28 protein-coding genes and 1 pseudogene are annotated in these 26,009 nt (G+C 56.1%); 9 read left to right on the top strand and 20 right to left on the bottom strand.

From position 1 onward, the window contains the following. Positions 1-35: 35 nt before the first annotated feature. Positions 36-254 carry a protein SlyX gene (locus tag ACOXYR_RS23405; protein ID WP_108476639.1) on the top strand — a complete coding sequence of 73 codons (219 nt, stop codon included), beginning with the start codon at positions 36-38 and terminating at the stop codon, positions 252-254. Between the two features lie 78 nt (positions 255-332). Here ACOXYR_RS23405 and slyD read toward each other — a convergent pair whose 3' ends face one another. From slyD to kefG, 4 genes and pseudogenes are all read right to left on the bottom strand, one after another. Beyond that, the gene (gene slyD, locus ACOXYR_RS23400) at positions 333-917 is read right to left on the bottom strand and encodes a peptidylprolyl isomerase (protein ID WP_108476638.1); all 585 of its coding nucleotides are present in this window, start codon (positions 915-917) and stop codon (positions 333-335) included. Between the two features lie 94 nt (positions 918-1,011). After that, entirely contained in the window at positions 1,012-1,212 is a 201-nt protein-coding gene (locus tag ACOXYR_RS23395) for a YheV family putative zinc ribbon protein (protein WP_108476637.1), read from the bottom strand. Positions 1,213-1,222: 10 nt separating this feature from the next. Next, positions 1,223-3,027: pseudogene (gene kefB / locus ACOXYR_RS23390) on the bottom strand (glutathione-regulated potassium-efflux system protein KefB). Continuing rightward, positions 3,027-3,578, bottom strand: a complete 552-nt coding sequence (kefG, locus tag ACOXYR_RS23385) for a glutathione-regulated potassium-efflux system ancillary protein KefG (RefSeq protein WP_146745469.1) — start codon at positions 3,576-3,578, stop codon at positions 3,027-3,029. Before kefG ends, kefB begins: the two are co-directional and overlap by 1 nt. 159 nt (positions 3,579-3,737) lie before the next feature. Between kefG and ACOXYR_RS23380 the strand changes: the two genes are divergently transcribed. Together ACOXYR_RS23380 and ACOXYR_RS23375 are read left to right on the top strand one after the other, a co-directional pair. Further along, positions 3,738-5,642, top strand: a complete 1,905-nt coding sequence (locus ACOXYR_RS23380) for an ABC transporter ATP-binding protein (protein ID WP_108476634.1) — start codon at positions 3,738-3,740, stop codon at positions 5,640-5,642. 12 nt (positions 5,643-5,654) lie between these two features. Further along, the gene (locus tag ACOXYR_RS23375) at positions 5,655-6,605 is read left to right on the top strand and encodes a LysR family transcriptional regulator (RefSeq protein ID WP_108476633.1); all 951 of its coding nucleotides are present in this window, start codon (positions 5,655-5,657) and stop codon (positions 6,603-6,605) included. Positions 6,606-6,626: 21 nt separating this feature from the next. Here ACOXYR_RS23375 and mdcH read toward each other — a convergent pair whose 3' ends face one another. The 8 genes from mdcH to mdcA all read right to left on the bottom strand — a co-directional run bounded on the left by mdcH (position 6,627) and on the right by mdcA (position 13,686). Beyond that, positions 6,627-7,529 carry a malonate decarboxylase subunit epsilon gene (gene mdcH, locus ACOXYR_RS23370; protein ID WP_108476632.1) on the bottom strand — a complete coding sequence of 301 codons (903 nt, stop codon included), beginning with the start codon at positions 7,527-7,529 and terminating at the stop codon, positions 6,627-6,629. Continuing rightward, positions 7,529-8,146 (bottom strand): malonate decarboxylase holo-ACP synthase, encoded by a 618-nt coding sequence (locus ACOXYR_RS23365; RefSeq protein WP_113858447.1) that lies wholly within the window; start codon positions 8,144-8,146, stop codon positions 7,529-7,531. Before ACOXYR_RS23365 ends, mdcH begins: the two co-directional genes overlap by 1 nt. 3 nt (positions 8,147-8,149) lie before the next feature. After that, the gene (locus ACOXYR_RS23360; RefSeq protein ID WP_421356275.1) at positions 8,150-9,109 is read right to left on the bottom strand and encodes an AEC family transporter; all 960 of its coding nucleotides are present in this window, start codon (positions 9,107-9,109) and stop codon (positions 8,150-8,152) included. Positions 9,110-9,229: 120 nt separating this feature from the next. Then, entirely contained in the window at positions 9,230-10,030 is an 801-nt protein-coding gene (mdcE, locus tag ACOXYR_RS23355; RefSeq protein ID WP_421356276.1) for a biotin-independent malonate decarboxylase subunit gamma, read from the bottom strand. After that, positions 10,030-10,863, bottom strand: coding sequence for a biotin-independent malonate decarboxylase subunit beta (locus tag ACOXYR_RS23350; protein ID WP_350436287.1), 834 nt, complete (start codon positions 10,861-10,863; stop codon positions 10,030-10,032). The genes mdcE and ACOXYR_RS23350 overlap by 1 nt, the downstream gene beginning before the upstream one ends. After that, a complete protein-coding gene (gene mdcC, locus ACOXYR_RS23345) occupies positions 10,856-11,155 on the bottom strand; it encodes a malonate decarboxylase acyl carrier protein (protein WP_015962716.1) in 300 nt (99 codons plus the stop codon). Before mdcC ends, ACOXYR_RS23350 begins: the two co-directional genes overlap by 8 nt. Before the next feature lie 9 nt (positions 11,156-11,164). Next, positions 11,165-12,031, bottom strand: coding sequence for a triphosphoribosyl-dephospho-CoA synthase (locus ACOXYR_RS23340; RefSeq protein WP_421356274.1), 867 nt, complete (start codon positions 12,029-12,031; stop codon positions 11,165-11,167). Then, positions 12,031-13,686 carry a malonate decarboxylase subunit alpha gene (gene mdcA, locus ACOXYR_RS23335; protein ID WP_108476626.1) on the bottom strand — a complete coding sequence of 552 codons (1,656 nt, stop codon included), beginning with the start codon at positions 13,684-13,686 and terminating at the stop codon, positions 12,031-12,033. Before mdcA ends, ACOXYR_RS23340 begins: the two co-directional genes overlap by 1 nt. Positions 13,687-13,935: 249 nt before the next feature. Between mdcA and ACOXYR_RS23330 the strand changes: the two genes are divergently transcribed. From ACOXYR_RS23330 to ACOXYR_RS23320, 3 genes are read left to right on the top strand one after another with little or no spacing between them, the layout of a single operon-like run. Then, positions 13,936-14,958: a hydrolase gene (locus ACOXYR_RS23330; protein WP_415729300.1), complete on the top strand. Its 1,023-nt coding sequence runs from the start codon at positions 13,936-13,938 to the stop codon at positions 14,956-14,958. Beyond that, positions 14,955-15,173 (top strand): YheU family protein, encoded by a 219-nt coding sequence (locus ACOXYR_RS23325; RefSeq protein ID WP_108476624.1) that lies wholly within the window; start codon positions 14,955-14,957, stop codon positions 15,171-15,173. The genes ACOXYR_RS23330 and ACOXYR_RS23325 overlap by 4 nt, the downstream gene beginning before the upstream one ends. A 26-nt stretch (positions 15,174-15,199) precedes the next feature. Next, positions 15,200-16,069, top strand: coding sequence for a phosphoribulokinase (locus tag ACOXYR_RS23320; protein WP_421356273.1), 870 nt, complete (start codon positions 15,200-15,202; stop codon positions 16,067-16,069). Positions 16,070-16,182: 113 nt separating this feature from the next. Here the strand turns inward: ACOXYR_RS23320 and ACOXYR_RS23315 are convergent, their stop codons facing one another. After that, on the bottom strand, positions 16,183-16,587 hold the full coding sequence (locus ACOXYR_RS23315) for an OsmC family protein (protein ID WP_108476622.1): 405 nt from the start codon (positions 16,585-16,587) through the stop codon (positions 16,183-16,185). 302 nt (positions 16,588-16,889) lie between these two features. On the opposite strand from ACOXYR_RS23315, the gene crp reads away from it, so the two are divergent. Together crp and ACOXYR_RS23305 are read left to right on the top strand one after the other, a co-directional pair. Beyond that, positions 16,890-17,522 carry a cAMP-activated global transcriptional regulator CRP gene (gene crp, locus ACOXYR_RS23310; protein ID WP_000242758.1) on the top strand — a complete coding sequence of 211 codons (633 nt, stop codon included), beginning with the start codon at positions 16,890-16,892 and terminating at the stop codon, positions 17,520-17,522. A gap of 48 nt (positions 17,523-17,570) precedes the next feature. Further along, positions 17,571-19,646, top strand: a complete 2,076-nt coding sequence (locus ACOXYR_RS23305) for a YccS/YhfK family putative transporter (protein ID WP_108476621.1) — start codon at positions 17,571-17,573, stop codon at positions 19,644-19,646. Here the strand turns inward: ACOXYR_RS23305 and argD are convergent. From argD to ppiA, 5 genes are all read right to left on the bottom strand, one after another. After that, complete coding sequence (gene argD, locus ACOXYR_RS23300) at positions 19,639-20,856, bottom strand: bifunctional acetylornithine/succinyldiaminopimelate transaminase (protein ID WP_108476620.1); 1,218 nt, start codon at positions 20,854-20,856, stop codon at positions 19,639-19,641. The genes ACOXYR_RS23305 and argD overlap by 8 nt on opposite strands. A gap of 88 nt (positions 20,857-20,944) precedes the next feature. Then, positions 20,945-21,508: an aminodeoxychorismate synthase component 2 gene (pabA, locus tag ACOXYR_RS23295; RefSeq protein WP_421356272.1), complete on the bottom strand. Its 564-nt coding sequence runs from the start codon at positions 21,506-21,508 to the stop codon at positions 20,945-20,947. A 103-nt stretch (positions 21,509-21,611) separates the two neighbouring features. Continuing rightward, complete coding sequence (locus tag ACOXYR_RS23290) at positions 21,612-22,220, bottom strand: putative adenosine monophosphate-protein transferase Fic (protein ID WP_421356271.1); 609 nt, start codon at positions 22,218-22,220, stop codon at positions 21,612-21,614. Continuing rightward, a complete protein-coding gene (locus ACOXYR_RS23285; protein ID WP_108476617.1) occupies positions 22,210-22,377 on the bottom strand; it encodes a YhfG family protein in 168 nt (55 codons plus the stop codon). The genes ACOXYR_RS23290 and ACOXYR_RS23285 overlap by 11 nt, the downstream gene beginning before the upstream one ends. 104 nt (positions 22,378-22,481) lie before the next feature. Continuing rightward, the gene (gene ppiA, locus ACOXYR_RS23280) at positions 22,482-23,054 is read right to left on the bottom strand and encodes a peptidylprolyl isomerase A (RefSeq protein ID WP_189624014.1); all 573 of its coding nucleotides are present in this window, start codon (positions 23,052-23,054) and stop codon (positions 22,482-22,484) included. A gap of 279 nt (positions 23,055-23,333) precedes the next feature. On the opposite strand from ppiA, the gene tsgA reads away from it, so the two are divergent. After that, positions 23,334-24,512 (top strand): MFS transporter TsgA, encoded by a 1,179-nt coding sequence (gene tsgA, locus ACOXYR_RS23275; RefSeq protein WP_108476615.1) that lies wholly within the window; start codon positions 23,334-23,336, stop codon positions 24,510-24,512. On the opposite strand, the gene ACOXYR_RS23270 is transcribed toward tsgA, so the two are convergent. Further along, on the bottom strand, positions 24,475-24,603 hold the full coding sequence (locus tag ACOXYR_RS23270; RefSeq protein ID WP_350436292.1) for a hypothetical protein: 129 nt from the start codon (positions 24,601-24,603) through the stop codon (positions 24,475-24,477). The two genes, tsgA and ACOXYR_RS23270, sit on opposite strands and share 38 nt — an antisense overlap. A gap of 6 nt (positions 24,604-24,609) precedes the next feature. Next, a complete protein-coding gene (locus ACOXYR_RS23265) occupies positions 24,610-25,893 on the bottom strand; it encodes a cytosine deaminase (RefSeq protein ID WP_407731702.1) in 1,284 nt (427 codons plus the stop codon). Between the last annotated feature and the right edge of the window lie 116 nt (positions 25,894-26,009).

Here is a 26,009-nt window from a genome sequence, read left to right as displayed (position 1 = left end):
GAAGTACGCCGGAACTAACAGCGAAGAGGTTAATGATGCAAGAAATGAGTATTGAAGCGCGGATGGAAGAACTTGAAAGCCGCCTGGCGTTTCAGGAGATCACCATTGAAGATCTTAACCAGACGGTCACCCAGCATGAGCTGGAAATGTCGAAGCTACGTGAACATCTGCGGTTACTGACGGAAAAACTGAAGGCCAGTCAGCCATCGCACATCGCGTCTCAGTCAGAAGAGACGCCACCGCCTCACTATTAAGACGTAAAAAAAGCGGGATTATTCCCGCTTTTTTGTTGCCGGATAGCGGTGCAAGCCCCTTGTCCGGCGAAGGCTAAATTAATGGCAACCGCAACCGCCGTTACCACAACCGCCTTTACCGTGTTCGTGACCATGGTCGTGACCGTGGCCGCCGCAGCAACCATCGTGGCCATGATCGTGATCGTGGTCGTGACCGTTCGCACCGTGAACGTGGCCATGAGCCAGTTCTTCTTCGGTAGCTTCACGGATAGCCACAACTTCCACGTTAAATTTCAGATTCTGACCCGCCAGCATGTGGTTACCATCAACCACAACGTGATCGTCTTCAACTTCAGTGATTTCAACCGGAACCGGGCCCTGGTCAGTTTCTGCCAGGAAGCGCATGCCAACCTGCAGTTCGTCAACGCCCATGAACACGTCTTTAGGAACGCGCTGCACCAGGTTTTCGTCATACTGACCGTAAGCGTCGTTCGCGCCGACAGCCACATCGAATTTATCGCCAACTTCGTGACCTTCCAGCGCTGTTTCCAGGCCAGAGATCAGGGAACCGTGACCATGCAGATAGTCCAGCGGCGCACTTACCGGAGACTCATCAACCAACACACCGTCTTCTGTACGTACCTGATAGGCCAGGCTGACCACCAGGTCTTTTGCTACTTTCATGATATCTCCTGAGCAAGGGAAGAATAGTGGCGCAGATTGTAGCGGAATTCTGCACCCGTGTACCCCTTAGCTTAAAAAAAGGCGAGCGATAACGCTAGTCGGGATGAAAAATGCCAATCACTTGCTCATCTTTGCGAACGTGCTCGCGCGCTTCTTTATCCGCTTCCCGCATCTGATGACCGCACTTAACACATTCAACAATATCAACATTATTTTCGCGCCACATGGCCATGGAATCCTGCGCCTGACACGCCGGGCATTTCGCGCCCGCGATAAACCGTTTACGTACCGCCATACTTCACCTTTTATTCAAATTCGTCCCAGCCATCCAGTTGGCGTCGCTCTTGTTGCATCTCTCGCTGGAAGATTTCTTCCAGTTCACGCCGGGCTTCCCGTACGCGCGAAATCTGCTGTGTATCGCTATGCACCGGCATCAGTTCACGCAGCATCCGCATATCGAGGCGACGGAAGTGCAGTTGCGCCCGCTGTGCCTGATGCGGATGCATTCCCGTCGAGATGAGCGCCTTACGCCCCAGTTCCAGCGCGCTGGAAAAGGTCTCACGGGAAAACTGTAACACGCCCGCCTGCAGCAGTTCGTGCGCTTCCACACGTCCCCGGGCACGCGCCATAATATTAAGGTGAGGAAAATGCTGCTGGCAGATTTCCACCAGCTTCATGGTGTCCTCCGGGTCGTTACAGGTGATGACTATCGACTGCGCCTGCTCCGCACCGGCAGAACGCAGTAACTCAACCTGCGTCGCGTCGCCGTAGTAGACCTTATAGCCATATTTTCGCATCAGGTTTACCGCACTGATATCGCGCTCCAGCACGGTGATGCGCAGCTTGTTCGCCATCAGCAAACGACCAATCACCTGACCAAAACGGCCAAAGCCAACCACAATCACCTGCGGCTTATCGTCTTCCACCCACGGCGCTTCCTCTTCTTCTTCCGGGCCGTTGAAGCGGCGCGACAGCACACGGTCGATTGTTTTCATCAGCAGTGGTGTGGTCATCATTGACAGGGTTACGGTCACCAGCAGCAGCGCCATCTGGTCGCCTTTAAACAGCTTCACGCTCGATGCGGCGGAAAAAAGCACAAACGCGAACTCCCCCCCCTGGCTGAGTACGCCAGCGAACTGCATCCGCTCGGAGCTACGCAGTCCATGCAGTCGCGCCAGCACATACAGCACCAGCGTTTTCACTGCCACCAGCACCACCACACTGCCGACCACCCACAGAATGTGGGTGTAGAGCACGCCAAGATTGAGCGCCATGCCCACAGAAATAAAGAACAGCCCCAGCAGCAGCCCTTAAAGGGCTCGATTGCTGTTTCCAGTTCATGGCGATATTCACTTTCCGCCAGCAGCACCCCGGCGATAAACGTTCCGAGAGCCATCGACAGCCCCAGCGCATCCATAAACAGTGCGGAGCCCAACACCAACAGAAGCGTCGCCGCCGTAAACACTTCACGCACGCCCGACGCCGCAATAAAGCGGAACACCGGACGCAACAGATAGCGTCCACCAATCAGTACACCACCAAACACCAGCACCTTCATGCCGATGGACATCCAGTCAAAATGGTCATCGCCCGATCCCGCCAGCAGAGGTACCAGCGCCAGCGCGGGGATCACCGCTAAATCCTGAAACAGCAGCACCGAAAAACCGAGTTGCCCCGATTCACTACGGTTCATCCCCTTCTCACGCATCAGTTGCAACGCCATCGCCGTTGACGACATCGCCAGGCCCAGCCCGCCAATCACCGCCGCTTGCCAGGAGAAATCCGTCAGCAGCAACAGGCCGCCGAGGATAAATGCACTCAACATGACTTGTGCCGCACCAATACCGAAGATAGGTCGCCGGAGTTGCCAGAGCTTGGCCGGGTTCAGTTCAAGCCCGATAATAAACATCAGAAAGACGACACCTAACTCCGAAAAATGAAGAATTTCATCGACGTCGCTGATAAAACCCAGCCCCCACGGGCCGATAGCAATCCCCGCCAGCAGGTAGCCCAGTACTGCGCCAATGCCCAAACGGGCAGCGAGCGGCACCGCCACCACCGCGGCAAACAGAAACAGCACACCGGCCAGTAACAGATCCGAACCTTCCATCAGCGGCCTCCTGGTGCAATCGGTGAGGCGAGCCACTCGCCATAGGCTCTCGCATGGCTCGCCAGCGCTTCCGGCGATTGACGGCGAGCCCAGTAGATGATCATCGGATTCATCCAGTGCATGCGACACATCGCCGCGGTCAGTTCAAAGGGACGTAAAATATCGCTCATCGGGTAGCGGTTCAGCGCGTCATAACGGTAGGCGCTTTCCGGTTCACCTGTAGTAATGACGCTACGCCAGTACTTTCCCGCCAGTTGGTTGCCCCCCACCCCGCTGGCAAAGCCGCGGCTGAGCACCCGGTCGAGCCACTCTTTAAGCAGCGCCGGGCAACTGTAGGTATAAAGCGGATGCTGGAACACAATCACCTCGTGCTCGCGCAGTAGCGCCTGTTCACGCGGGATATCAATAAAAAAATCAGGATAGTTTGCGTACAAGTCATGCACGGTCACGTTGCTCAGCTGCGTGGCAGGTTTGAGCAAAACCCGGTTCGCTACCGAGTCCTGTGATTCCGGATGGGCATACAGCAGCAATACTTTCGGCGTCTGCGACATCATTCCCCTCCGTTTATCATTTCCGGGCGCACGCGCAGCAGGAATGATTTTGTGTATCGTCATCATTTTGGGCTACCATTGCGGCCCGGTGTGGCGATTCGCTCACCACATTACATTATCACAATGACAATTTAACATACCCAGAACATACGGCGCCTTATGATTGTTTTCTCCTCGTTACAAATTCGACGCGGCGTGCGCGTCCTGCTGGACAACGCAACGGCCACCATCAACCCAGGGCAAAAAGTCGGCCTGGTGGGGAAAAACGGCTGCGGCAAATCCACGCTGCTGGCGTTATTGAAGAACGAGTTAAGCGCCGATGGCGGTAGCTTTACCTTCCCTGGCAACTGGCAACTGGCCTGGGTGAATCAGGAAACGCCTGCCCTTGCGGAGCCCGCGCTGGAGTATGTTATTGACGGCGATCGCGAATATCGTCAGCTTGAAGCGCAACTGAATGCCGCCAACGAGCGCAACGATGGCCACGCCATCGCCACCGTACACGGAAAGCTGGACGCCATCGACGCGTGGACCATCCGCTCACGTGCGTCCAGTCTGCTGCATGGTCTTGGCTTCAGTAATGAGCAGTTGAACAACCCGGTCAGCGACTTTTCGGGCGGTTGGCGTATGCGTTTAAACCTGGCGCAGGCGCTGATTTGCCGTTCCGATTTACTGCTGCTTGATGAACCGACCAACCACCTCGATCTTGACGCGGTTATCTGGCTGGAGAAATGGCTGAAGAGCTATCAGGGCACGCTGATCCTGATTTCCCATGACCGCGACTTCCTCGATCCGATCGTCGACAAAATTATTCATATCGAACAGCAGTCGATGTTCGAGTACACCGGGAACTACAGCTCCTTTGAGCGTCAGCGTGCTACGCGTCTTGCCCAGCAGCAGGCCACCTATGAAAGCCAGCAGCAGCGCGTCGCGCATCTGCAAAGCTTCATCGACCGCTTTAAAGCCAAAGCCAGCAAAGCGAAACAGGCACAAAGCCGCGTAAAAATGCTGGAACGTATGGAGCTTATCGCCCCGGCGCACGTCGATAACCCGTTCCACTTTAGTTTCCGCGCGCCAGAAAGCCTGCCAAGCCCGCTTCTTAAAATGGAGAAAGTCAGCGCGGGCTACGGCGAGCGCATTATTCTCGACTCTATTAAACTGAATCTGGTACCCGGCTCACGCATTGGCCTGCTTGGGCGTAACGGCGCGGGTAAATCGACGCTGATTAAAATGCTGGCGGGGGAACTTGCCCCAATAAGCGGCGAGATTGGTCTGGCGAAAGGCATTAAGCTTGGCTACTTTGCTCAGCATCAACTGGAGTTCCTGCGTGCCGATGAATCCCCAATTCAACATCTCGCGCGCTTAGCGCCGCAGGAGTTAGAGCAGAAGCTGCGTGACTACCTCGGCGGTTTCGGCTTCCAGGGCGACAAAGTGAGCGAGCCAACCGGGCGTTTCTCCGGCGGCGAAAAAGCACGCCTGGTGCTGGCGTTAATCGTCTGGCAGCGCCCGAACCTGCTGCTGCTCGATGAACCAACCAACCACCTTGACCTCGATATGCGTCAGGCGTTGACTGAAGCATTGATTGAGTTTGAAGGCGCACTGGTCGTTGTCTCGCACGACCGTCACCTGCTGCGCTCGACCACCGATGATCTCTATCTGGTGCACGATGGCAAAGTCGAACCGTTCGACGGCGACCTGGAGGATTATCAGAAGTGGCTGAGCGATTCGCAAAAACAAGAAGCGCAGGCAGAGGACGCACCGAAAGATAACGTCAACAGCGCCCAGGCACGTAAAGATCAGAAACGTCGTGAAGCCGAGCTGCGTACGCTTACGCAGCCACTGCGCAAGGAGATCGCCCGCCTGGAAAAAGAGATGGAGAAACTCAACGCGCAGCTTGCCAGCGCTGAAGAGAAACTGGGCGACAGCGACCTTTACGATCAGAGCCGCAAAGCTGAACTGACCGAATGTCTGCAACAGCAGGCGCAGGCAAAAGCAGGGCTGGAAGACGCAGAGATGGCCTGGCTGGACGCGCAGGAACAACTGGAAGCGATGCTTCAGAGCGAATAAAGGCGACACACCATGAACCCGGTCACGACCAACGACATCACATTCCGCAAGCTGGCCATCTTCATGACCTTTATGGAGAAGGGCAATATCGCGCGGACTGCTGAAGCGCTGGAACTCAGCGGCGTAAGCGTGCATCGCGCGCTGCACACGCTGGAAGAGAATGTTCGTTGTCCGTTGTTCATCCATAAAGGCCGCAATCTCGTCGCACTTCCGGCGGCCTGGACGCTGCTGGAGTATTGCCAGGAAGTGACCCAGTTGATGGCGCGCGGTCTGGAAGAGGCGCGTAAAACGGCGGGTGTTGGTCAGGGGCGTCTGCGCGTCGGCACGCTCTATTCACTGACACTGGAAACCGTGCCGCGCCTGATCATGGGGATGAAATTGCGGCGTCCGGATCTGGAGCTTGACCTCACAATGGGCTCTAACGACACCTTGCTGCATATGCTGGAAGACGGCACGCTGGATGCAATCATCATCTCTATCTCTGAGAGCGATATCGACCGCAACAACATGGAAGTGCTGCCGCTGTTCCACGATGATATTTTTCTCGCCGCGCCTGCCTCAGCCTCGCTGAATACCGACTCACTCGCCGATCTGCGTGATTATCGTGACCAGAAGTTTGTCTCGCTGGCGGAAGGGTTTGCCACCTACGCCGGTTTTCAGGAAGCGTTTCATATCGCCGGGTTTGAACCGGAGATCGTGACAAGGGTGAATGATATTTTCTCGATGTTGAGTTTAGTGCAGGCAGGAGTCGGTTTTACCCTGATGCCGGGGCGTATGAAGAAGGTGTATGAGAGTTCAGTACAGTTGCTGAAGTTGTCGCAGCCGTACCAGATGCAGCAGCTCATCGCGATCGTGTTCAGCCGCAACCGCGAGCAGGATCCAAACCTCCGCGCCCTCGCCGCTGAAGGACGCATGTACGCGCGGAGCCTGGAAGAAATCCCACACGGCCACACGGCCCCGTAGGCCTGATAAGCGCATCAGGCATTATCCGGCCTGGCGCAACCGCTGTGCCAGATGCACTGCCACATCCACGCCGCTACGCTCCAGCGAAATCGACTCGCCTTCCCACGCGGCCTGACGCGTTAAGCAGGTCAAAATACCGCCCGGCGGCATCTCAATCGCCAGCCGCGCTTCGCGTTCATTAGCGGAAATGACCGCCTCCTGCCAGCGCACGGTGCGCGCCATGTTCATTGCTAAATCATCAGCGATGCGTTCCGGCTGCCACAATACGCGCCCGGTGCTGCCACTCAGATACGCATAACGCGGACGCTTAAGCATCACACCGTTAAATGCCTGCACCAGCTTCTGCGCCGGTTGCGCCAGCAGTTCACAGTGCGACGGTACGCTTACCGCCAGGCGCGGCGCTTTGGTTGCGCCCTTCGCCATCGCGCGTTTTGCAACGATGGCCATGCCTTCATCCGGCCCGGCAATCACCGTCTGGGTTTCGGCATTGAGATTGGCGATGTACGTTCCCGTCCCCTCCAGCAACGGCTCAACCTGGCTCAGGGTTAACCCCATAATCGCCGTTAACCCGTAACCGTGGGGATACGCCTGCTCCATCAAATCACCACGCAGCGCCACCAGCGTCAGCGCATCACGGAAATCCAGCGCCCCCGCTACCACGGCGGCAGGATACGCGCCAATCGACAAACCGCTGACGATATCCGGCGCAACATCACGCCGCTCCAGCTCACGCGCCCAGGCAACGCCCGCAATCAGCAGCGACAGCTGTACCGCGCGCGTATGTTTCAGCGCATCGGGCGTATCCAGCGTCAGCGCCTCATCGCCCAGCACTTCACGGGCTTGCGCCAGTTCATCACCGGGCAGGTGTTGCAACATGCCGGGATGCTGCGTGCCCTGGCCGGGAAAGGTAAACAGAATTTTCATTATTCCTCCCTGCTCCAGGGGGAGCGAACAAGTCGCGGCCCCTGGCTGGTTTTCAGCAGCGCTTTGCCATCGCGCAGCCACTCCGCCAGCGCAAACGCGCCTTCCGGTGTTTCCACCTGGGTGTCAGCGCGGCACAGCGCGCCCGTCAGTTGCTGCTGCCAGCGCTGTAGCGCATCGCGTGTTAACGGCTCAGGCGCGCGGATCAACAGATCCAGATCGCTGGCGGCATGGATCACCGGGATGCCCGTTGCCAGCGCATAACCGGTACTGCCGGTGACGCCCCACGTCCACGGCCAGCGTTGTTGGGCCAGCATTAACGCCAGTTGTACGGGAGGCTGTGAAACAAACGGAGAACGGAGTAATTCGAGGGGATTGACCAGCGATTCAGGCGTGCATACGCGAACGACAGATTCTCGTTTAACCCACCCTGCGGCACGCTGGTCTCGACGCATTCCGCGCACCCCAACCGGGATGCGCCCCTGCGCATCAACATCACGCCGCACCACCACCGGCAGACCGGTATGCCAGATACCGTCTACCCACTCCTCTGTTACGGATTCCAGCGCATCGCGGGAATTAAGCCAGATAAGGTCGTGCGGGCGTAATGTCGTGGTCATAACTTAGATTCCTGAAGTCAGCGAGATAAACAGCGGCAGCGACAGGATACACAGAACCGAACTCAGCAGCAGCACCGCTTCCGCATCCGGCGATTGCACGCCAAATCGGTTACCGAATACCACGCCGAAGAAACCGGCAGAGAGTGCAATCATCAGAATAGCAGTGATGGCGACAGAACCATGCAGGCCAAACGCCAGCACGATACCCCATGCGATAAACGGCTGAATCAGCAGTTTGGCGATAGTCGCACTAATGACCATGGTGTTGATTTGCAGTTTACGCGCAGAGAGGATCACCCCGGTCAGGAACAGCGCCGCAGCGGTTGCCGACAGGCCCAGCGGTTTAATCGACGCCAGCAGCATTTCCGGCATTTTGATGCCAATTGCGGAGAGGATCACCCCCAGCAACGGGCCCATGACGATCGGTTTTTTCAGCGAGCGCCACATCAACACCGGAAGCATTGAAAGGGTATTACCGCTGTTACCGCCTTCGGCACGCGCTTTTTCACGTTCCAGAATCAGCAGGCAGAACGGCGTCATCAGTACGGAACCACAGGCAATAGAGACCGCCACAGACAGCGAGGTCGCCGGGGTTTCACCCAGCACACTGCCCAGAATCGGCAGGCCAAGCGCGGCGTAGTTCGGCAGTGCGACGGTCAGCGTCAGCACGGCAGCATCCTGCGGCGATTTATTGAAGACTTTCACGGCCATGAAGTAGATAGCCGCGTAGATAATCCACATCGCCAGGGTCAGTACCACAATCAGCGGCGACTGAGCGACAATCCCGGCCCACGGAGTTTGTACGGTGGCGCTGAACAGCGCGGCAGGCAGTGCGAAATCCATGACAAAAATATTAAGCAGGGAAACATTCTTGTTATCGACCATTTTGGCCTTACCTGCCCAGAATCCCAGTAGCATGATCACGAAAATCGGTGCAAGGGCATGAATAATTACGTAAGTCATAAATCACCTGTAGTTAAAAAGAAAAGTCACTGACGCGATGGTTATTATTTTCAGAGTGCAGACTCCCGGTGGGCGCAGCGGCTGTGCCCACGGGGTTGACTCTGGCAGGTCTCTTTTTACTTACCAGCTGGCGCGCATACGTTCACGAACGAGCGCCGAACTGCGGCGGTTGTCAGCACCCAGGCGATTTTTCAGCGAGGTGTCCTGACGAGCGTCTTTGATGGCCTGTTGCAGCGTGTTGTTCACCTGCGTCAGATCGTTATCGGTTGGGGCATCCGGGTTGCTGATATCCAGCAGTTTCGCCAGCAGGCCCAGCGTGGCGTAGTTGCTGATGTCATACGCCATCGGCGGAATGGTCGCCGCCAGTTTTTCCAGCGCTTCAACGGTACGCAGGGTGATACGCGCGGCAGACTCTTTGCCCATCGCGTGAATCAACACGCCGGAATCATTGAAGGCAATCAGTTGGTTAGCCTGATAGCCGTGCGCCAGAAACGCACCAGACATCGCTTTACCGACAATCAAACCAATCACCGGGTGGCCCGCCAGACGCGCATTGGCATACGCCCCTGCAGCACCGGCCAGCGCCTGGTGAATACCGAACGCTTCTTCACGACGGCCATAGGCCTGGCTCGGCACATCAATCACCGCGATAATCGGGCGTTTAACCGCTTTATCGGCATCGGCGGCGACCGTTTCGCTGACCACTTTCGCCAGCGTCCAGCCTTCAAGCAGGCCCACTTCGCCTTTTGCCGCGCGTGGGAAGTGGTTATTGGCATCGGGAACAACTGCCACAAAACGTACTGCTTCCCCATTAATTTCGCCATCAGCCGCCTGGACTGACGGGCAAAGACCTTGTACGCGTTGTGCGTTCGGGGCCAGTTTTTCCAGCCACAATGCCCCACGGCTTACTGAGTTACTCATCATTTCACCTCCCGGGCAAAAAGCGCTTTAATCTGTTCAGAATCAGCCTGTTTGCGGGTGTCGAAATTCGTCAGGCGATTCAGATACCAGTCGTAATTATCGGTGCGATGTTTCGCCGGTACGCCTTTAGCAATCGCGTCGTTCATCGCCGCTTTCACCGCGTTAACGCCGTCGCCCACCAGCGCATCGACCAGCCCGCTTTCATAACGCACTTCGCCACCGGTCATGCTCCAGATAAACGGACGATCGCGGGAGTCATATTCGGCAATCCCGGCTTCCTGTTCGATAACCTGCGGGCCGTTCAGGCCGAGACGCGCTTCGCGGGTGACAATCAGATAGCTGCAAAGCGCAGCAGCGATAGACATCCCGCCGAAGCAACCTACGGTACCGGCGACAATCCCGATCACCGGGGTATAACGGCGCAGGTCAACAATCGCGGCATGGATATCGGCAATTGCCGCCAGGCCGAGGTTAGCTTCCTGTAAACGCACACCACCGGTTTCGAGGCAAAGTACGGCCTGTGTTGGGATACCGTTACGGTTATCTTCCGCCGCCAGTTCAAGCGCCGCCGCCATTTTGGCACCGGAGACTTCGCCCATGCTGCCGCCCTGGAACGCGCCTTCAATCGCCACAACCACGGCCGGTTGACCGTTGATGGTGCCTTTGGCGACAACCATGCCGTCATCGGCCTGCGGCACGATGCCCTGCGGCCCAAGCCACGGTGAAACAATGCCTTCGAACGGGTCCAGCAGTTCGCGATAGCTGCCGTCATCCAGCAGCGCGTGCGCACGCTGACGTGCTTTTAATTCGATAAAACTGCGGTCATCACGCATAGCTCACCTCCTCAAAGACCTGTTCGATACGAATGCGAGCCACGCCCGGTGTTGCACCAAAATCGTGGACAACCAGCTTGCCGGATGGCAGTTCGCTCACAAGGCTCAGGCGGTTGAACAGCGCTTCCCAACGGGCGCGGCTGTTGTCCACCGAGGTGGTGATATCAATTGTCAGGGTTTTCTCCTGGTCGGCGGTGAATAACACCTCCATATCCCCGGAGCCCACAACGCCTGCCAGTGCTTTGCCGCTTAGTGTGCGGCTGGCAGGCAAAGAGATCGTAATGTGTTCCATAACATCCTCTTAATTCGGTAAATAAGGCGCGGAAGACGCGTCAATACGGTCGAGAAACAGCGTGGCGGCCAGCAGGTCGGCAGCGCCGCCCGGTGAAGCGTTGAGCGCCAGCATTTGTGCATCCAGCTTTGCCAGCGCCTCGCGCCCTTCGGGCTGTGCGGTGCCGCCAGCCAGCAGGACAGAACGCGCGCCGTTTTGCATGGTTTCCAGGCCGTGCATTCCGCTACGCGAGAGCACGCAGGTGTCGCTGAGCGAGGTCATGATCGCCATCAGCGCATCCAGCCTGGCGTGCGTTTCGCTGCTGCCGTTCAGGCGGCTTAAACGAAGCTGCGGCAATGCACGCTGCATCACATGCGGGAAAGCCTGTTGCGCTTCTTCTCTCGCGCCCGGCACTCGATAGCGGTGGGTGGCACGAAGCCCTTTGCTGAACACTTTCGGCGCGACAGCATCCGGCAACATCGCCAGTTTCGCCGCCGTGGTGCTGATGGCTTTCGCCGTACCAGCACCGCCGAGCATCGCCACCGCGCTAACCAGCAGACCCAGCGCCCAAATTGCGCCACGGTGAGTATTTACACCCTGGGTGGCGGCCATCATCTGTTGCTCGCCTTCGCGTCCCAGCCGCCCAATGGTTTGTCTGAGCGCAACATCCGCCGGACGCTGCCAGCTTTGCTGCGCCAGGGCATGAAACGTTGGGGTCAGGCTGTGGGCGGAACGCTCCATCAGCGCCAGCGTCAGGTCGTGATGCGCCCCGCTGCCCCGGCTGTCCACCAGACCGGGTTTCGGGCTTAAACGTGCTTCGTCGACAAGACATTGCGTGGCGGTTCGCGCCAGCCATTCGGCACCGCCTTCAACCTGAATCTGTGGCAGAAGTTTCATTACCAGCTCCGGAATTTCGCAGGTGGGTTGTACAAACCACCGGACCATTCCACCAGGTCGGACACGCTGCTGGCAGCCAGCAGGGAACGGGTGGCGTCGGTACGGCGAATGCCCATATCTTCCGGATAAACCACTTTGCCGCTCTTACGCAGCTCAGCGACGCGTTTGGCGTCAACGCCAAGGCCAATATCGGTAATACCGGCAACGGCGGCGACCATCGCGCGACGCTCTTCCAGGCTTTCCGCACGGTAGAGGTAAGCGATACCTTCTTCGGTCAGCACGTGGGTCACGTCATCGCCGTAAATCATGACCGGCGCCAGCGGCATCCCGGAGGATTTCGCCACTTCAACGGCATCCAGCGTTTCGACGAAGGTCGGTTTCACACCCGCCTGGAAGGTTTCCACCATCTGAACGACGAGTTTTTTACCGCGCTGCATTGGGTCTGGTTCGGTGATCATGTTCAGCCAGGCAGGCGTTGCATGACGACGACCGTGCGGGTCATGGCCCATGTTTGGCGCGCCGCCGAAACCGGAGAGACGACCACGGGTGACAGTCGAGGAGTTGGCGAGGCCATCAACCTGTAACGTTGAACCGATGAACATATCCACCGCGTACTGACCTGCTAACTGGCAGAACGCGCGGTTAGAACGCATTGAACCATCGGCACCGGTAAAGAACACGTCAGGACGGGCGCGGATGTACTCTTCCATTCCCAGTTCACCACCGAAGCAGTGCACACTTTCCACCCAACCGCTCTCAATCGCCGGGATCAGCGTCGGATGCGGGTTAAGCGTCCAGTGTTTACAGATTTTGCCTTTCAGGCCGAGCTGTTCGCCGTAGGTTGGCAGCAGCAGTTCAATCGCGGCGGTGTTAAAACCGATACCGTGGTTGAGTGACTGCACCTGATGCTCTGCGTAGATGCCTTTAATCGCCATCATCGCCATCAGGATGTGTTCTTGTTTAATCAGACGCGGGTCACGAGTAAACAGCGGTTCGATAAAGAACGGTTTGTCCGCAACGACCACGAAATCAATCCACGAACCGGGAATATCCACGCGCGGCAGGTCGCATTCGTCGTCCACCAGTTCGTTCACCTGTGCGATGACGATACCGTCATGGAAGGCGGCCGCTTCAACCAGCGCTGGCGTATCTTCGGTACTGGCGCCGGTGTAAAGGTTGCCTTTGCTGTCGGCTTTAAAACCGGCAATCAGCGCCACGTTCGGGGCCAGGTCAACATAGAGGCGAGAGTAGAGTTCGATGTAGGTGTGAATTGCACCGATTTCCAGCAGGCCATCTTCCAACAGCTGCGAAATACGCAGGCTTTGCGTACCGGAGAAAGAGAAGTCCAGCTTGTGGGCGATACCTTTCTCGAAGATGTCGAGGTGTTCACTACGACCGACGCTTGGCATGATCATATGCAGGTCGTGAACAATCTGCGGGTTGACTTCAGCAAGGGAACGAGACAGGAAATCTGCCTGTTTTTGGTTATTCCCTTCTAATACCACTCTGTCGCCCGGCGCGATCAGTTTTTCCAGCATTGCGACAAGGTCTGCCGTCGGTAGCACCTTGCCCTGCACCGGTACAGACGCCAGGCGGCGCTGTTTCTCGGTGCGTCGCGTGTTCCATACCCGTGCGGGTGTTTGCCCAGATAACATTATTAACCTCCTGATTCAGCGAATCATTTTGATTTGCTTAACACTGAGAAGAGTCTGAACCCTGGTGAGAAAGTCATCAATTAAGCTTAGGAAGGAATCATTAGCTTGAGAGTAATAATCACATGAAAAATTTGTGACGCAGGTCAACCCTAAAAGGAGTAAAAGAGGCTACCACCGCCCATTTTTTTAAACACAATCAAAAAGTGACGGTATAGTAGTCAGCAGATTAAAAGAGAACATCGCAACGTTATGGCCCAAATTACTCCCGCAGAGTTTGATGTCCCGCAGGACGACTCCTCATCCTTTCGTCCGATGCCTGGCATCAGCAACCCACATCTGCAAACTATGCTGCCGAGGCTTATCCGCCGTCGGCTACACTTTACGCCGCACTGGCAGCGCCTCGATTTACCTGACGGCGACTTTCTGGATATTGCCTGGAGCGAAGACCCGATGCAGGCGAAGCACAAGCCGCGTCTGGTGGTGTTCCACGGTCTGGAAGGCAGCCTGCACAGCCCCTATGCGCACGGCCTGATTCAGGCGGCGAAAGAACGCGGCTGGCTCGGCGTGGTGATGCATTTTCGCGGCTGCAGTGGCGAACCGAATCGCCTTAACCGTATTTATCACTCCGGTGAAACAGAAGATGGCACCTGGTTTTTAAACTGGCTGAAGCAGGAACTGGGTGAGGCGCCCACGGCGGCGGTCGGGTATTCGCTCGGCGGCAATATGCTCGCCTGTCTGCTGGCGAAAGAAGGCCACACGGTACCGCTGGATGCAGCGGTGATCGTCTCCGCGCCGTTCGTGCTGGAAGCCTGTAGTTACCATATGGAAAAAGGCTTTTCGCGGGTGTATCAGCGCTATTTGCTCAACCTGCTAAAAGGCAACGCGTCGCGCAAACTGGCGGCGTATCCCGGCACGCTGCCGGTCGATTTACGCCAGCTTAAGCGCGTGCGCAAAATTCGTGAATTTGATGACCTGATCACCGCCAAAATTCACGGTTTCGCCGACGCTATCGACTATTATCGTCAATGTAGCGCCATGCCGTTGCTCAATCAGATAGCGATTCCGACGCTGATTATTCACGCGAAGGATGATCCGTTTATGGATCACCACGTTATCCCTGACGCTGACACACTTCCTGCCTGCGTCGAATACCAGTTAACGGAACATGGCGGCCACGTTGGCTTTATCGGCGGTACCTTCCGGCGACCGCAAATGTGGCTGGAGAGACGTATTCCCGACTGGCTGATGCCGTGGCTTGGAGGTGAAAGATGATCATTCCCTGGCAAGATATCGACCCTGAAACGCTCGATAACCTGATTGAAAGCTTTGTGTTGCGTGAAGGCACCGATTATGGTGAATATGAACGTTCACTTGCGCAAAAGGTCGCCGACGTAAAACAGCAACTACAACGCGGCGAAGCGGTTCTGGTGTGGTCGGAACTTCATGAAACCGTCAACATCATGCCCCGCAGCCAGTTTCGCGGTTAATCTTACCGACTCGGGAGTTGTTCGCTATGTCTGCCAAACATCCGGTTATCGCCGTCACGGGTTCCAGCGGGGCGGGAACCACCACCACCAGCCTCGCGTTCCGCAAAATTTTCGCCCAGCTTAAGCTTCACGCCGCAGAGGTGGAAGGCGACAGTTTTCACCGCTACACGCGTCCGGAAATGGACTTAGCCATCCGTAAGGCGCGCGATATGGGGCGCCATATCAGCTACTTCGGCCCGGATGCCAACGACTTCAGCCTGCTGGAACAGACGTTCCGCGAGTACGGGCACAGCGGCACCGGACAGTCGCGAAAATATCTGCATACCTACGATGAAGCGGTGCCGTGGAATCAGGTGCCGGGAACCTTCACCCCGTGGCAACCTCTGCCAGAGCCAACCGACGTGCTGTTTTTTGAAGGGCTGCACGGTGGCGTGGTGACGCCGCATCACGATGTGGCGAAACATGTGGATTTACTGGTCGGCGTAGTGCCAATCGTTAACCTGGAGTGGATCCAGAAGATGATCCGCGACACCAGCGAGCGCGGTCACTCCCGCGAGGCGGTGATGGATTCCGTCGTGCGCTCAATGGAAGATTACATCAACTTCATCACGCCGCAGTTCTCACGCACACATCTCAACTTCCAGCGCGTCCCGACGGTCGACACCTCTGACCCGTTCGCCGCCAAAGGCATTCCGTCACTGGATGAGAGCTTTGTGGTGATCCACTTCCGCAATCTCGACAATATCGATTTCCCCTGGCTGCTGGCGATGCTGCAGGGATCATTCATCTCGCATATGAATACGCTGGTCGTTCCCGGCGGCAAGATGGGGCTGGCGATGGAATTGATCATGACGCCGCTGGTGCAGAGATTGATGGAAGGGAAGAAGATTGGGTGAACGGTGCGGGCTGGGCCCCTCACCCTAACCCTCTCCCAGAGGGAGAGGGTACCGATTGTGCGGTTTTCTCCCTCTCCCTCTGGGAGAGGGCCGGAGTGAGGGGGGCCGTCAACTTACCCCTCCACCACCTCATAAGAATGGGTAATGTTCACCGCTTTGCCCAGCATCAGCGCCACTGAACAATATTTCTCAGCCGACAAATCTACGGCACGGGACACCGCCGCATCTTTCAGCTCTTTGCCGGTCACTATGAAGTGCAGATTAATATGCGTGAACAGACGCGGCGCTTCTTCACGGCGTTCAGACGTCAATTTAACTTCACAATCGGTCACGTCATAGCGGCCCTTTTGCAAAATAGACACCACGTCGATGGCGCTACAGCCACCCGCCGCCATCAGCACGACTTCCATGGGGCTTGGCGCTTTATCACCTGAGTTGCCATCCATCAAAATCTGGTGCCCGGAAGCCGACTCACCCAGGAAGGTTAACCCTTCCACCCATTTCACACGCGCTTGCATAATTGTCACTCCAGAGTTGCAAATTTATTGTCAGATTACGCGCACATAACAAATCTCGCAACGGAAGTAGACCTGGGTCATGCTGAAGCGAGACACCAGGAGACACACGGCGAAAGCTATGCTAAAACAGTCGGGATGCTACAGAGATACATAAACGTACTGCATGTATGCAGAGGACATCACTTACTGGTCGCGACAATCTTTGACGGCCAACTTCCCAGGTAGAGGGAAGGATATTATTTCAACCAGTGGCGGCCTGATTTATGCCGCTGGCGATAGCTTATAACAGAGGATAACCGCGCATGGTGCTTGGCAAACCGCAAACAGACCCGACACTCGAATGGTTCTTGTCTCATTGCCACATTCATAAGTACCCATCGAAGAGCACGCTGATTCACCAGGGTGAAAAAGCGGAAACGCTGTATTACATCGTTAAAGGCTCCGTGGCAGTACTCATCAAGGATGAGGAAGGCAAAGAGATGATCCTTTCCTACCTCAACCAGGGCGATTTCATCGGCGAACTGGGCCTGTTTGAAGAAGGTCAGGAACGTAGCGCCTGGGTTCGGGCGAAAACCGCCTGTGAAGTGGCTGAAATCTCCTACAAAAAATTCCGTCAGCTTATCCAGGTTAACCCGGATATCCTGATGCGTCTCTCCTCTCAGATGGCGCGCCGTCTGCAGGTGACCTCTGAGAAAGTCGGTAACCTGGCGTTCCTCGACGTAACCGGTCGTATCGCGCAGACGCTGCTGAATCTGGCGAAACAGCCGGATGCCATGACCCACCCGGACGGTATGCAGATCAAAATTACCCGTCAGGAAATCGGTCAGATCGTCGGCTGCTCCCGCGAAACAGTGGGCCGCATCCTGAAGATGCTGGAAGATCAGAACCTGATCTCTGCACACGGTAAAACGATCGTCGTTTACGGCACGCGTTAATCTCGTCTGACGGCGTATTGTTCGCACAATACGCCGTTTTTGTCTCTTATGTGGCGCAGGCTGATTTACCACCCGGAAGTCAACTATGCACTGCGGCAAACGCTGGTGTTATGTTTGCCGGTCGCCGTCGGCCTGATCCTCGGCCAACTTCAACACGGTTTACTGTTTTCTTTGGTGCCTGCCTGCTGCAACATCGCCGGGCTGGATACTCCTCATAAACGCTTCTTCAAACGCCTGATTATCGGTGGGTCGCTGTTCGCTGGTTGCAGCCTGATTGTGCAACTGCTGCTGGCCGATGATATCCCGCTACCGTTTATCCTCACCGGGCTGGCGATGGTGCTGGGCGTTACCGCCGAAATCAGCGCCCTGCACGGGCGATTACTTCCGGCCTCGCTGATAGCCGCCATTTTTACCCTGAGCCTGGCGGGCAATATGCCCATCTGGGAGCCGCTACTTATCTACGCGCTCGGCACGTTGTGGTACGGGCTGTTTAACTGGTTTTGGTTCTGGTTGTGGCGTGAACAACCGCTGCGCGAGTCGTTGAGCCTGCTCTATCGCCAACTGGCCGAGTACTGCGAAGCTAAATATAGCTTGCTGACGCAACATACCGATCCCAATACCGCCCTGCCGCCGTTGCTTAACCGTCAGCAGAAAGTGGTCGATCTGATTTCCCAGTGTTACCAGCAAATGCATATGCTGGCAGCCAATCAACACAATGATTACAAGCGTCTGCTGCGCGCCTTCCAGATGGGGCTGGATTTGCAGGAGCACATTTCAGTGAGCCTGCATCAGCCGGAAGAGGTGCAAAAGCTGGTTGAGCGTAGCCACGCCGAAGCGGTGATTCGCTGGAACGCGCAGACCGTCGCCGCACGCCTGCGGGTCATGGCCGATGATATTCTCTATCACCGCTTCCCGACGCGCTTCAACATGGATAAACAAATTGGCGCGCTGGAGAAAATTGCCCGTCAGCATCCGGATAACCCGGTCGGGCAGTTCTGCGCCTGGCACTTCAGCCGCATCGCCAAAGTGTTGCGCGCGCAGCGCCCCCTTTATCCGCGAAACCTGATGGCCGACAAAGAACGTCGCCTGCCCCTGTTCCCGGCGCTGAAAAGCTATCTGTCGCTGAAATCGCCCGCGCTGCGTAATGCTGCGCGCTTAAGCGTCATGTTGAGCATCGCCAGCCTGATGGGGGCGGCGCTGCATCTGCCAAAACCCTATTGGATCTTAATGACCGTGCTGCTGGTGACACAAAACGGCTACGGCGCGACACGCGTGCGTATCTTCCACCGAGCGGCAGGCACGCTGGCGGGGCTGGTGATTGCCGCCGTAACGTTGCACTACCATTTCCCGGAAGGGTTTGCGCTGACCGCAATGCTGGTGATCACCCTGATAAGCTATCTGATTATTCGCAAAAGCTACGGCTGGGCGACGGTCGGTTTCACCATTACGGCGGTGTACACCCTGCAATTGCTGACGCTCAACGGCGAGCAGTTTATCGTAGCGCGTTTCGCCGACACCATTATCGGCTGCCTGATTGCTTTTGGCGGCATGCTGTGGCTGTGGCCGCAGTGGCAAAGTGGCCTGCTGCGCAAAAATGCACACTCCGCGCTGGAAGCGGATCAGGAAGCAATACAGTTAATTTTGAGTGACGACCCTCCTGCCGAAAAACTGGCGTATCAACGTATGCGCGTCAATCAGGCGCATAACGCCCTGTTTAACTCACTCAATCAGGCAATGCAGGAGCCGGGCTTTAATACGCACTATCTGGAAGATATGAAACTTTGGGTGACGCACAGCCAGTTCATCGTTGAACATATCAACGCCATGACCACGCTGGCGCGTGAGCACGATACGCTCTCACCGGAGCTGATGCAGCGTTATCTGGAATCGTGTGAAGTCGCCCTGCAACGCTGTCAGCAGCGGCTGGAGTATGATGAATCGGGCAGTAGCGGGGATGTGAACATCATGGAGTCACCGGATACGCTGTCCCACGGGCCACTCAGCACCATGGAACAGCATCTCCAGCGTGTTCTGGGCCACCTCAACACCATGCACACCATTTCGTCGGTGGCATGGCGTCAGCGGCCACGGCACGGTATCTGGCTAAACCGGCATATCAACTGACGACTTTCGCCACCGCCTGTGCAAAGCGCGTCATACCCTCGTCGATATCTTTCTCTTCCACCACCAGCGACGGCGCGAAACGCATCACGTCCGGCCCGGCGTTCAGCACCATGACACCGGCATCAGCGGCCGCATAAAGGAATTCACGCGCGCGGCCTTTATACGGTTCTTTCAACTCCGCGCCAATCAGCAGGCCCATTCCGCGAATATCGCTGAAGACATCATACTTCGCGTCGATATCCTGCAAATGCTTCACGAAACGTTCGCGTTTGGTATGAACGCCATCGAGTACGTCAGGCGTATTGATAATATCGAATGCCGCCCCTGCCACGGCGCACGCCAGTGGGTTACCACCGTAGGTCGAGCCGTGGGAGCCAACATGGAATGCGCTGGCAATCTCTTCGGTGGTGAGCATGGCGCTAATCGGGAAACCGCCGCCCAATGCTTTCGCGCTGGTGAGGATATCCGGCGTCACGCCATAGTGCATGTACGCGAACAGCGAACCAGTACGCCCCATACCGCTCTGCACTTCATCAAACACTAACAGCGCCTGATGCTTATCGCACAGATCCCGCAGCCCCTGTAAAAATTCCGGCGTAGCGGCCAGCACGCCACCTTCACCCTGAACAGGTTCCACCACAATCGCGCAAGTATGGTCGTCAATCACCGCTTCAACCGCGTGCAAATCGTTAAACGGAACATGGACGATATCCGCCGGTTTCGGGCCAAAGCCATCGGAATATTTTGGCTGACCGCCGACGGAAACCGTAAACAGCGAGCGACCATGGAAAGCGTTGTGGAAAGCAATAATCTTGCTTTTGTACGGGCTATGACGCGTGGAGGCGTAGTAACGCGCCAGTTTAAACGCGGTTTCGTTGGCTTCTGTACCGGAGTTCATGAACACCACGCGCTCGGCAAAGGTAGCGTCCACCAGCTTCTGACCCAGACGTAGCGCCGGTTCGTTGGTGAACACGTTACTGGTGTGCCACAGGGTTTCGCCCTGCGATTTCAGCGCCTCAACCAGCGCCGGATGGCAATGCCCCAGCGCCGTTACGGCAATCCCGCCCGCGAAATCGACGTACTCTTTCCCCTGCTGATCCCACACGCGGCTACCTTTGCCTTTTACCGGGATAAACTCCGCCGGTGCATAAATTGGCAGGATCACCTGATCGAATGTCGCGCGGGTAATTGCAGGTTGTTTGGTTGTCATGTCATGCCCTTCTGTGATTATGCAGCAATGATTATGAAATTATAATCACAAAATATGCATAAAAAATCACTTGATAGCAATGACTAAATTAGCGATTAAGGAAGTTTGCCAGCAGCGCATGCCCTTGTTCGCTGAGAATACTTTCCGGGTGGAACTGCACGCCCTCGATATCCCACTGGCGATGGCGAATGCCCATGATCTCGCCGCTTTCACTGCGCGCGGTCACCTCGAAGTTTTCCGGTAGCGTAGCCGGCTCGATCAGCAGGGAATGGTAGCGGGTGACGGTCAAAGGGTTATTCAGCCCCTGAAAAACGCCCTGCCCGTTATGCGTGATGGGCGAGGTTTTGCCGTGCATGACCTTTTGCGCCCGCACAATGCGCGCGCCAAACGCCTGCGCAATCGCCTGATGCCCCAGGCACACGCCCAGCAGCGGCGTTTTCCCGGCGTAATGGCGAATGACCGCCAGTGAAATTCCCGCCTCATCCGGCGTGCAGGGGCCGGGAGAGATCACGATTTTCGCCGGGTTGAGTACATCGATTTGCGCGAGGGTGATGTCATCGTTGCGCTTCACCAACACTTCAGCACCCAGCTCGCAAAAATACTGGTAAAGGTTCCAGGTAAAGGAATCGTAGTTATCAATTAGCAGGATCATGGCGGCTCCGGTTACAGCAAACCGGAGCATTCTACCGTTTGTAAGGCGTCTGGACGATGAAAAGGTGAGGGCTCGATCGGTTCCCTCTCCCTGTGGGAGAGGGTTAGAGTGAGGGGGAAACACTCCCCTCTCTCACCACTTTCGTAAACAACGCCAGCAGCGGCTTCAAATCGCCCATCGCCCCCTGCTGATTCGCATCATTCCAGCGCAGCGGTTCAATATCCCGCCAGTCCAGCACGTAGCCTGCGTGAATCGCCAATTGTTCGAAGAAAATACGCTGTGCCAGACCACTGCCAATGCGAAACGGATGCAGCACGTTGATTTCGCAGTAATACCAGGTCAGGCGTTCAATAAACGCCTCCTTTTCCAGCCCCGCTAACCAATCCTCATCTTCCAGTTCCTGCATCAGCGCATTGCCCTCTTTCTCGATGCGCGTGAAATGGCAGAACGGTGTGTCGCCGTGATAGATATTGATTTCCCGATACTTCCCCGCCCAGTCAAATATATCCTGATAGAGCTGATAATGAATGGCGCACAGCCAGGGAAGCCCGCGCACCTGCGGGCCCAGTTCGAGGGTGGCGGCACGCAGAGAGGTGAGTTCCCACGCGGCCTGTTCAAGACGAGTGGCTTCGTGAATGCCCAGTTTATTACGCATCACGTTTAAACCGGGGAACAGATAGGGGTCGCGGTCGTTACCGAATTTATCGCTCATAGTGCCCCCTCAGTTCTTCAATACGTGTCAGCGCGTCTTCAGCGCTAAGGGTGACTAACGGGATATCAACACCTTCCAGGCGGCGACTGGCCTGAAAATTCTCGTTGCGTGTTTTTTCCCAGAGCTGAGCTTTTTGCTTGTCGGTGAGTTTTTTCATGCAGCCTCCCTGAATCGTTCCCGTTTGCCACAAGTATAAGCAGCAAATGAATGTTATGCAGGAAGGCAAGAACGCGCGGACGATATGCCCGCGCGAAGAAGAATTTACGGCAGGACTTTCGCGGAGAGGATAACAACCGGTTTAGACGGCACATTCTGGTACGGCCCGACATTATGAGTCTGCACCTGTGAAATCTTATCGGCGACATCCATCCCTTTGACAACCTTACCAAATACCGCGTAACCAAAATCACGCTGGCCGTGATCAAGGAAGGCATTATCCGCCACGTTGATGAAGAACTGGCTGGTTGCGCTATCTTTATCTGCAGTACGCGCCATTGCGATGGTGCCGCGGGTGTTACGCAGGCCATTGTCCGCTTCGTTCTTGATGGGCGGGTTCGGCTGTTTCTGCTGCATCTGCTCGTTAAAACCGCCGCCCTGCACCATAAACCCGGGGATCACACGGTGGAAGGTCGTGTTGTTATAGAAACCGCTGTTAACGTAGTTCACGAAGTTTTCCACGGAAACCGGCGCTTTCTGGCTATTCAGCTCCAGCTCAATATTCCCTGCGGAGGTCGTCAGCAGCACATGCGGATCGCCAGTCGCAGCCAGGGCAGCCGGGGAGATCGCGGAGAGTGCAAAAACAGCCGTCATGGCCGCCAGAGTTGATTTGAGCATGAGAATTCCTTAACGGGTGCAGTAACAAAGGCAAGTGGCTTGATTCTAAAGAGGGTTTGCACCCCAGGCCAGACTTTTACTTAAGTTTACTTAGTTGAAACAGATGTAACCAGCGCGGCGCGGAGATCGACGTATTTTTAATGTGATACAAGTCACGTTAGTTAATGCAATAAATAACATCAGTGCAATAAAACTAGGAATGCATCACTTAAATGAATAAAATCTGCGCACCCGGCGGGGTGTCAACGCGTTTTACGTTTCTATTCACACAGGCCAGTCATGACTAACAGCAACCGTATCAAGCTCACATGGATCAGCTTCTTCTCCTACGCCCTTACCGGTGCGTTGGTGATTGTCACCGGGATGGTGATGGGAAATATCGCCGATTACTTTAATCTGCCCGTTTCCAGCATGAGTAACACCTTCACCTTCCTGAACGCCGGGATCCTGATTTCAATCTTCCTGAACGCGTGGCTGATGGAAATTGTGCCGCTGAAAACGCAGCTTCGCTTCGGCTTTGTGCTGATGGTGCTGGCGGTTGCCGGTCTGATGACCACGCACAGCCTGGCGCTGTTCTCTGCTGCGATGTTCGTTCTTGGGCTGGTTAGCGGGATCACCATGTCCATCGGGACGTTCCTGATTACCCACATGTATGAAGGCCGCCAGCGTGGCGCGCGTCTGCTGTTCACCGACTCCTTCTTTAGCATGGCCGGAATGATCTTCCCGATGGTCGCCGCGGTTCTGCTGGCGCGCAGTATCGAGTGGTACTGGGTATATGCCTGTATTGGTCTGGTCTACGTGGCAATCTTCATTCTGACCTTCGGCTGCGACTTCCCGGTTCTCGGCAAGAAAGCCGCGCCGGATGCACAGCCAGTGGTGAAAGAAAAATGGGGTATCGGCGTATTGTTCCTGTCGATTGCCGCACTGTGTTATATCCTCGGCCAGCTCGGCTTCATCTCCTGGGTGCCGGAATATGCCAAAGGCCTGGGCATGAGCCTGAACGACGCGGGTAAACTGGTCAGTGATTTCTGGATGTCTTATATGTTCGGGATGTGGGCATTCAGCTTCATTCTGCGCTTCTTTGACCTGCAACGTATTCTGACCGTGCTGGCGGGCCTGGCGACCGTGCTGATGTACTTCTTCATCCACGGCGAACCGCAGCATCTGGCATGGTTTATTCTGACGCTGGGCTTCTTCTCCAGCGCGATTTACACCTCAATCATTACCCTGGGTTCGCTGCAAACCAAAGTGGCCTCGCCGAAGCTGGTTAACTTCGTGCTGACCTGCGGCACTATCGGCACCATGCTGACCTTCGTGGTGACCGGCCCGATTGTGGCCCACAGCGGCCCGCAGGCTGCACTGATTACCGCTAACGCGCTTTATGCCGTAGTCTTCGTGATGTGTGCGATCCTCGGCTTCGTTAGCCGCCACCGCCAGCACGGCGCGGCGTCTCACTAAGGTGATTGTTGTGCCCGGTGGCGCTGGCGCTCACCGGGCCTACAAGGTGTGCCGCGTTGTAGGCCGGATAAGCGCCAGCGCCATCCGGCATTTCTTATCATCCGGCATTTCGCGTGAAACTCACGCTCTCTCCCCGAACCCAGGTCTGTGCTGGCTGCGTTTCGGCAATCACCTTTCCTTCCCGAATCGACCAGCGAACCGGCACCTGACGACGCACCGCCTCAAAGCCATTCTCCGCTGGCAAAATAATCAGGTTAGCCCTATTCCCCGCGGCGATGCCGTAATCCGTCACGCCAAACGTCCGCGCGCTATGGTGCGTAATCAGCTTCAGCCCATCATGGATTTGCTGATACCCCATCAACTGACACACATGCAGCCCCATATGCAGCACCTGCAACATATTCCCGGTGCCGAGCGGATACCACGGATCAAAAACATCATCATGCCCGAAGCAGACATTAATCTCAGCTGCCAGCATCTCTTTTACGCGGGTAATGCCGCGACGTTTGGGATAGTCATCAAAGCGGCCTTGCAGATGAATATTCACCAGCGGGTTGGCGACAAAGTTAATACCTGACATCTTCAGCAAGCGGAACAGTCGGGAGGTATAGGCACCGTTATAGGAATGCATCGCCGTGGTATGGCTCGCCGTCACCCGCGCGCCAATGCCCTCTTTCAGCGCCAGCGCCGCCACGGTTTCAACAAAGCGCGACTGCTCGTCGTCGATTTCGTCACAATGGATATCCAGCGGGCGGTCATATTTTTGCGCCAGACGAAATGCGATATGCAGTGATTCCACGCCATACTCGCGGGTAAATTCAAAGTGTGGGATCGCGCCAACCACATCCGCGCCGAGCTTTAATGCCTCTTCCAGCAACGCTTCGCCGTTGGGATAAGACATAATCCCTTCCTGCGGGAAGGCCACAATTTGCAGGTCAACCCACGGCGCAACTTCCTGCTTCACCTCAAGCATGGCTTTCAATGCCGTGAGCGATGGATCGGAGACATCCACGTGGGTGCGCACATACTGAATGCCATTCGCCATCTGCCACTTCAGGGTTTTCCACGCCCGGGCTTTCACATCATCATGACTCAGCAGCGCTTTGCGCTCGGCCCAACGTTCAATACCTTCAAACAAGGTGCCGGAGTGATTCCAGTTTGGCTCACCCGCCGTTTGCGTGGTGTCGAGATGAATATGCGGCTCAATAAATGGCGGTAGCGCTAAACCGCCCTCCGCGTCGAGAACCTGCGGATCGTCCGCCAGCCCCTCCCCCATAGGAGTAATGGCACCAAACCGGCCATTTTCTATCGTGATTTGCCATCGCCCTTCCTGGTCTGGCAAACGCGCATTCTGGATTAAGCGAAGCGGTACCGTTGTCATTCCTTTCTCCCCGTAGTAGTCGCTGTTTTTTTCATCAGCACGAAATGTTTACCCACCCCTGTTTTGTACATAAAAAGAGCAACCAGGAAAAGCGTGTCTTTTCCGCAACTTATAAA

Source organism: Pseudocitrobacter faecalis (assembly GCF_965231525.1).
In the GTDB taxonomy this organism is placed as follows: domain Bacteria; phylum Pseudomonadota; class Gammaproteobacteria; order Enterobacterales; family Enterobacteriaceae; genus Pseudocitrobacter; species Pseudocitrobacter faecalis.
This window is presented reverse-complemented; position numbering and strand designations above follow the sequence as displayed.

Coding starts and splice junctions, on each gene's coding strand:
- ACOXYR_RS23405 (WP_108476639.1), top strand. CDS start 36: ATGCAAGAAATGAGTATTGAAGCGCGGATGGAAGAACTTGAAAGCCGC.
- mdcH (WP_108476632.1), bottom strand. CDS start 7,529: ATGAAAATTCTGTTTACCTTTCCCGGCCAGGGCACGCAGCATCCCGGC.
- argD (WP_108476620.1), bottom strand. CDS start 20,856: ATGACAACCAAACAACCTGCAATTACCCGCGCGACATTCGATCAGGTG.
- ACOXYR_RS23350 (WP_350436287.1), bottom strand. CDS start 10,863: ATGCGTGATGACCGCAGTTTTATCGAATTAAAAGCACGTCAGCGTGCG.
- mdcE (WP_421356276.1), bottom strand. CDS start 10,030: ATGAGTAACTCAGTAAGCCGTGGGGCATTGTGGCTGGAAAAACTGGCC.
- ACOXYR_RS23305 (WP_108476621.1), top strand. CDS start 17,571: ATGTGGCGCAGGCTGATTTACCACCCGGAAGTCAACTATGCACTGCGG.
- pabA (WP_421356272.1), bottom strand. CDS start 21,508: ATGATCCTGCTAATTGATAACTACGATTCCTTTACCTGGAACCTTTAC.
- ACOXYR_RS23330 (WP_415729300.1), top strand. CDS start 13,936: ATGGCCCAAATTACTCCCGCAGAGTTTGATGTCCCGCAGGACGACTCC.
- ACOXYR_RS23270 (WP_350436292.1), bottom strand. CDS start 24,603: ATGCCGGATGGCGCTGGCGCTTATCCGGCCTACAACGCGGCACACCTT.
- mdcA (WP_108476626.1), bottom strand. CDS start 13,686: ATGTTATCTGGGCAAACACCCGCACGGGTATGGAACACGCGACGCACC.
- ACOXYR_RS23375 (WP_108476633.1), top strand. CDS start 5,655: ATGAACCCGGTCACGACCAACGACATCACATTCCGCAAGCTGGCCATC.
- ACOXYR_RS23380 (WP_108476634.1), top strand. CDS start 3,738: ATGATTGTTTTCTCCTCGTTACAAATTCGACGCGGCGTGCGCGTCCTG.
- mdcC (WP_015962716.1), bottom strand. CDS start 11,155: ATGGAACACATTACGATCTCTTTGCCTGCCAGCCGCACACTAAGCGGC.
- tsgA (WP_108476615.1), top strand. CDS start 23,334: ATGACTAACAGCAACCGTATCAAGCTCACATGGATCAGCTTCTTCTCC.
- slyD (WP_108476638.1), bottom strand. CDS start 917: ATGAAAGTAGCAAAAGACCTGGTGGTCAGCCTGGCCTATCAGGTACGT.
- ACOXYR_RS23290 (WP_421356271.1), bottom strand. CDS start 22,220: ATGAGCGATAAATTCGGTAACGACCGCGACCCCTATCTGTTCCCCGGT.
- crp (WP_000242758.1), top strand. CDS start 16,890: ATGGTGCTTGGCAAACCGCAAACAGACCCGACACTCGAATGGTTCTTG.
- ACOXYR_RS23360 (WP_421356275.1), bottom strand. CDS start 9,109: ATGACTTACGTAATTATTCATGCCCTTGCACCGATTTTCGTGATCATG.
- ACOXYR_RS23365 (WP_113858447.1), bottom strand. CDS start 8,146: ATGACCACGACATTACGCCCGCACGACCTTATCTGGCTTAATTCCCGC.
- ACOXYR_RS23320 (WP_421356273.1), top strand. CDS start 15,200: ATGTCTGCCAAACATCCGGTTATCGCCGTCACGGGTTCCAGCGGGGCG.
- ACOXYR_RS23395 (WP_108476637.1), bottom strand. CDS start 1,212: ATGGCGGTACGTAAACGGTTTATCGCGGGCGCGAAATGCCCGGCGTGT.
- kefG (WP_146745469.1), bottom strand. CDS start 3,578: ATGTCGCAGACGCCGAAAGTATTGCTGCTGTATGCCCATCCGGAATCA.
- ppiA (WP_189624014.1), bottom strand. CDS start 23,054: ATGCTCAAATCAACTCTGGCGGCCATGACGGCTGTTTTTGCACTCTCC.
- ACOXYR_RS23340 (WP_421356274.1), bottom strand. CDS start 12,031: ATGAAACTTCTGCCACAGATTCAGGTTGAAGGCGGTGCCGAATGGCTG.
- ACOXYR_RS23285 (WP_108476617.1), bottom strand. CDS start 22,377: ATGAAAAAACTCACCGACAAGCAAAAAGCTCAGCTCTGGGAAAAAACA.
- ACOXYR_RS23315 (WP_108476622.1), bottom strand. CDS start 16,587: ATGCAAGCGCGTGTGAAATGGGTGGAAGGGTTAACCTTCCTGGGTGAG.
- ACOXYR_RS23265 (WP_407731702.1), bottom strand. CDS start 25,893: ATGACAACGGTACCGCTTCGCTTAATCCAGAATGCGCGTTTGCCAGAC.
- ACOXYR_RS23325 (WP_108476624.1), top strand. CDS start 14,955: ATGATCATTCCCTGGCAAGATATCGACCCTGAAACGCTCGATAACCTG.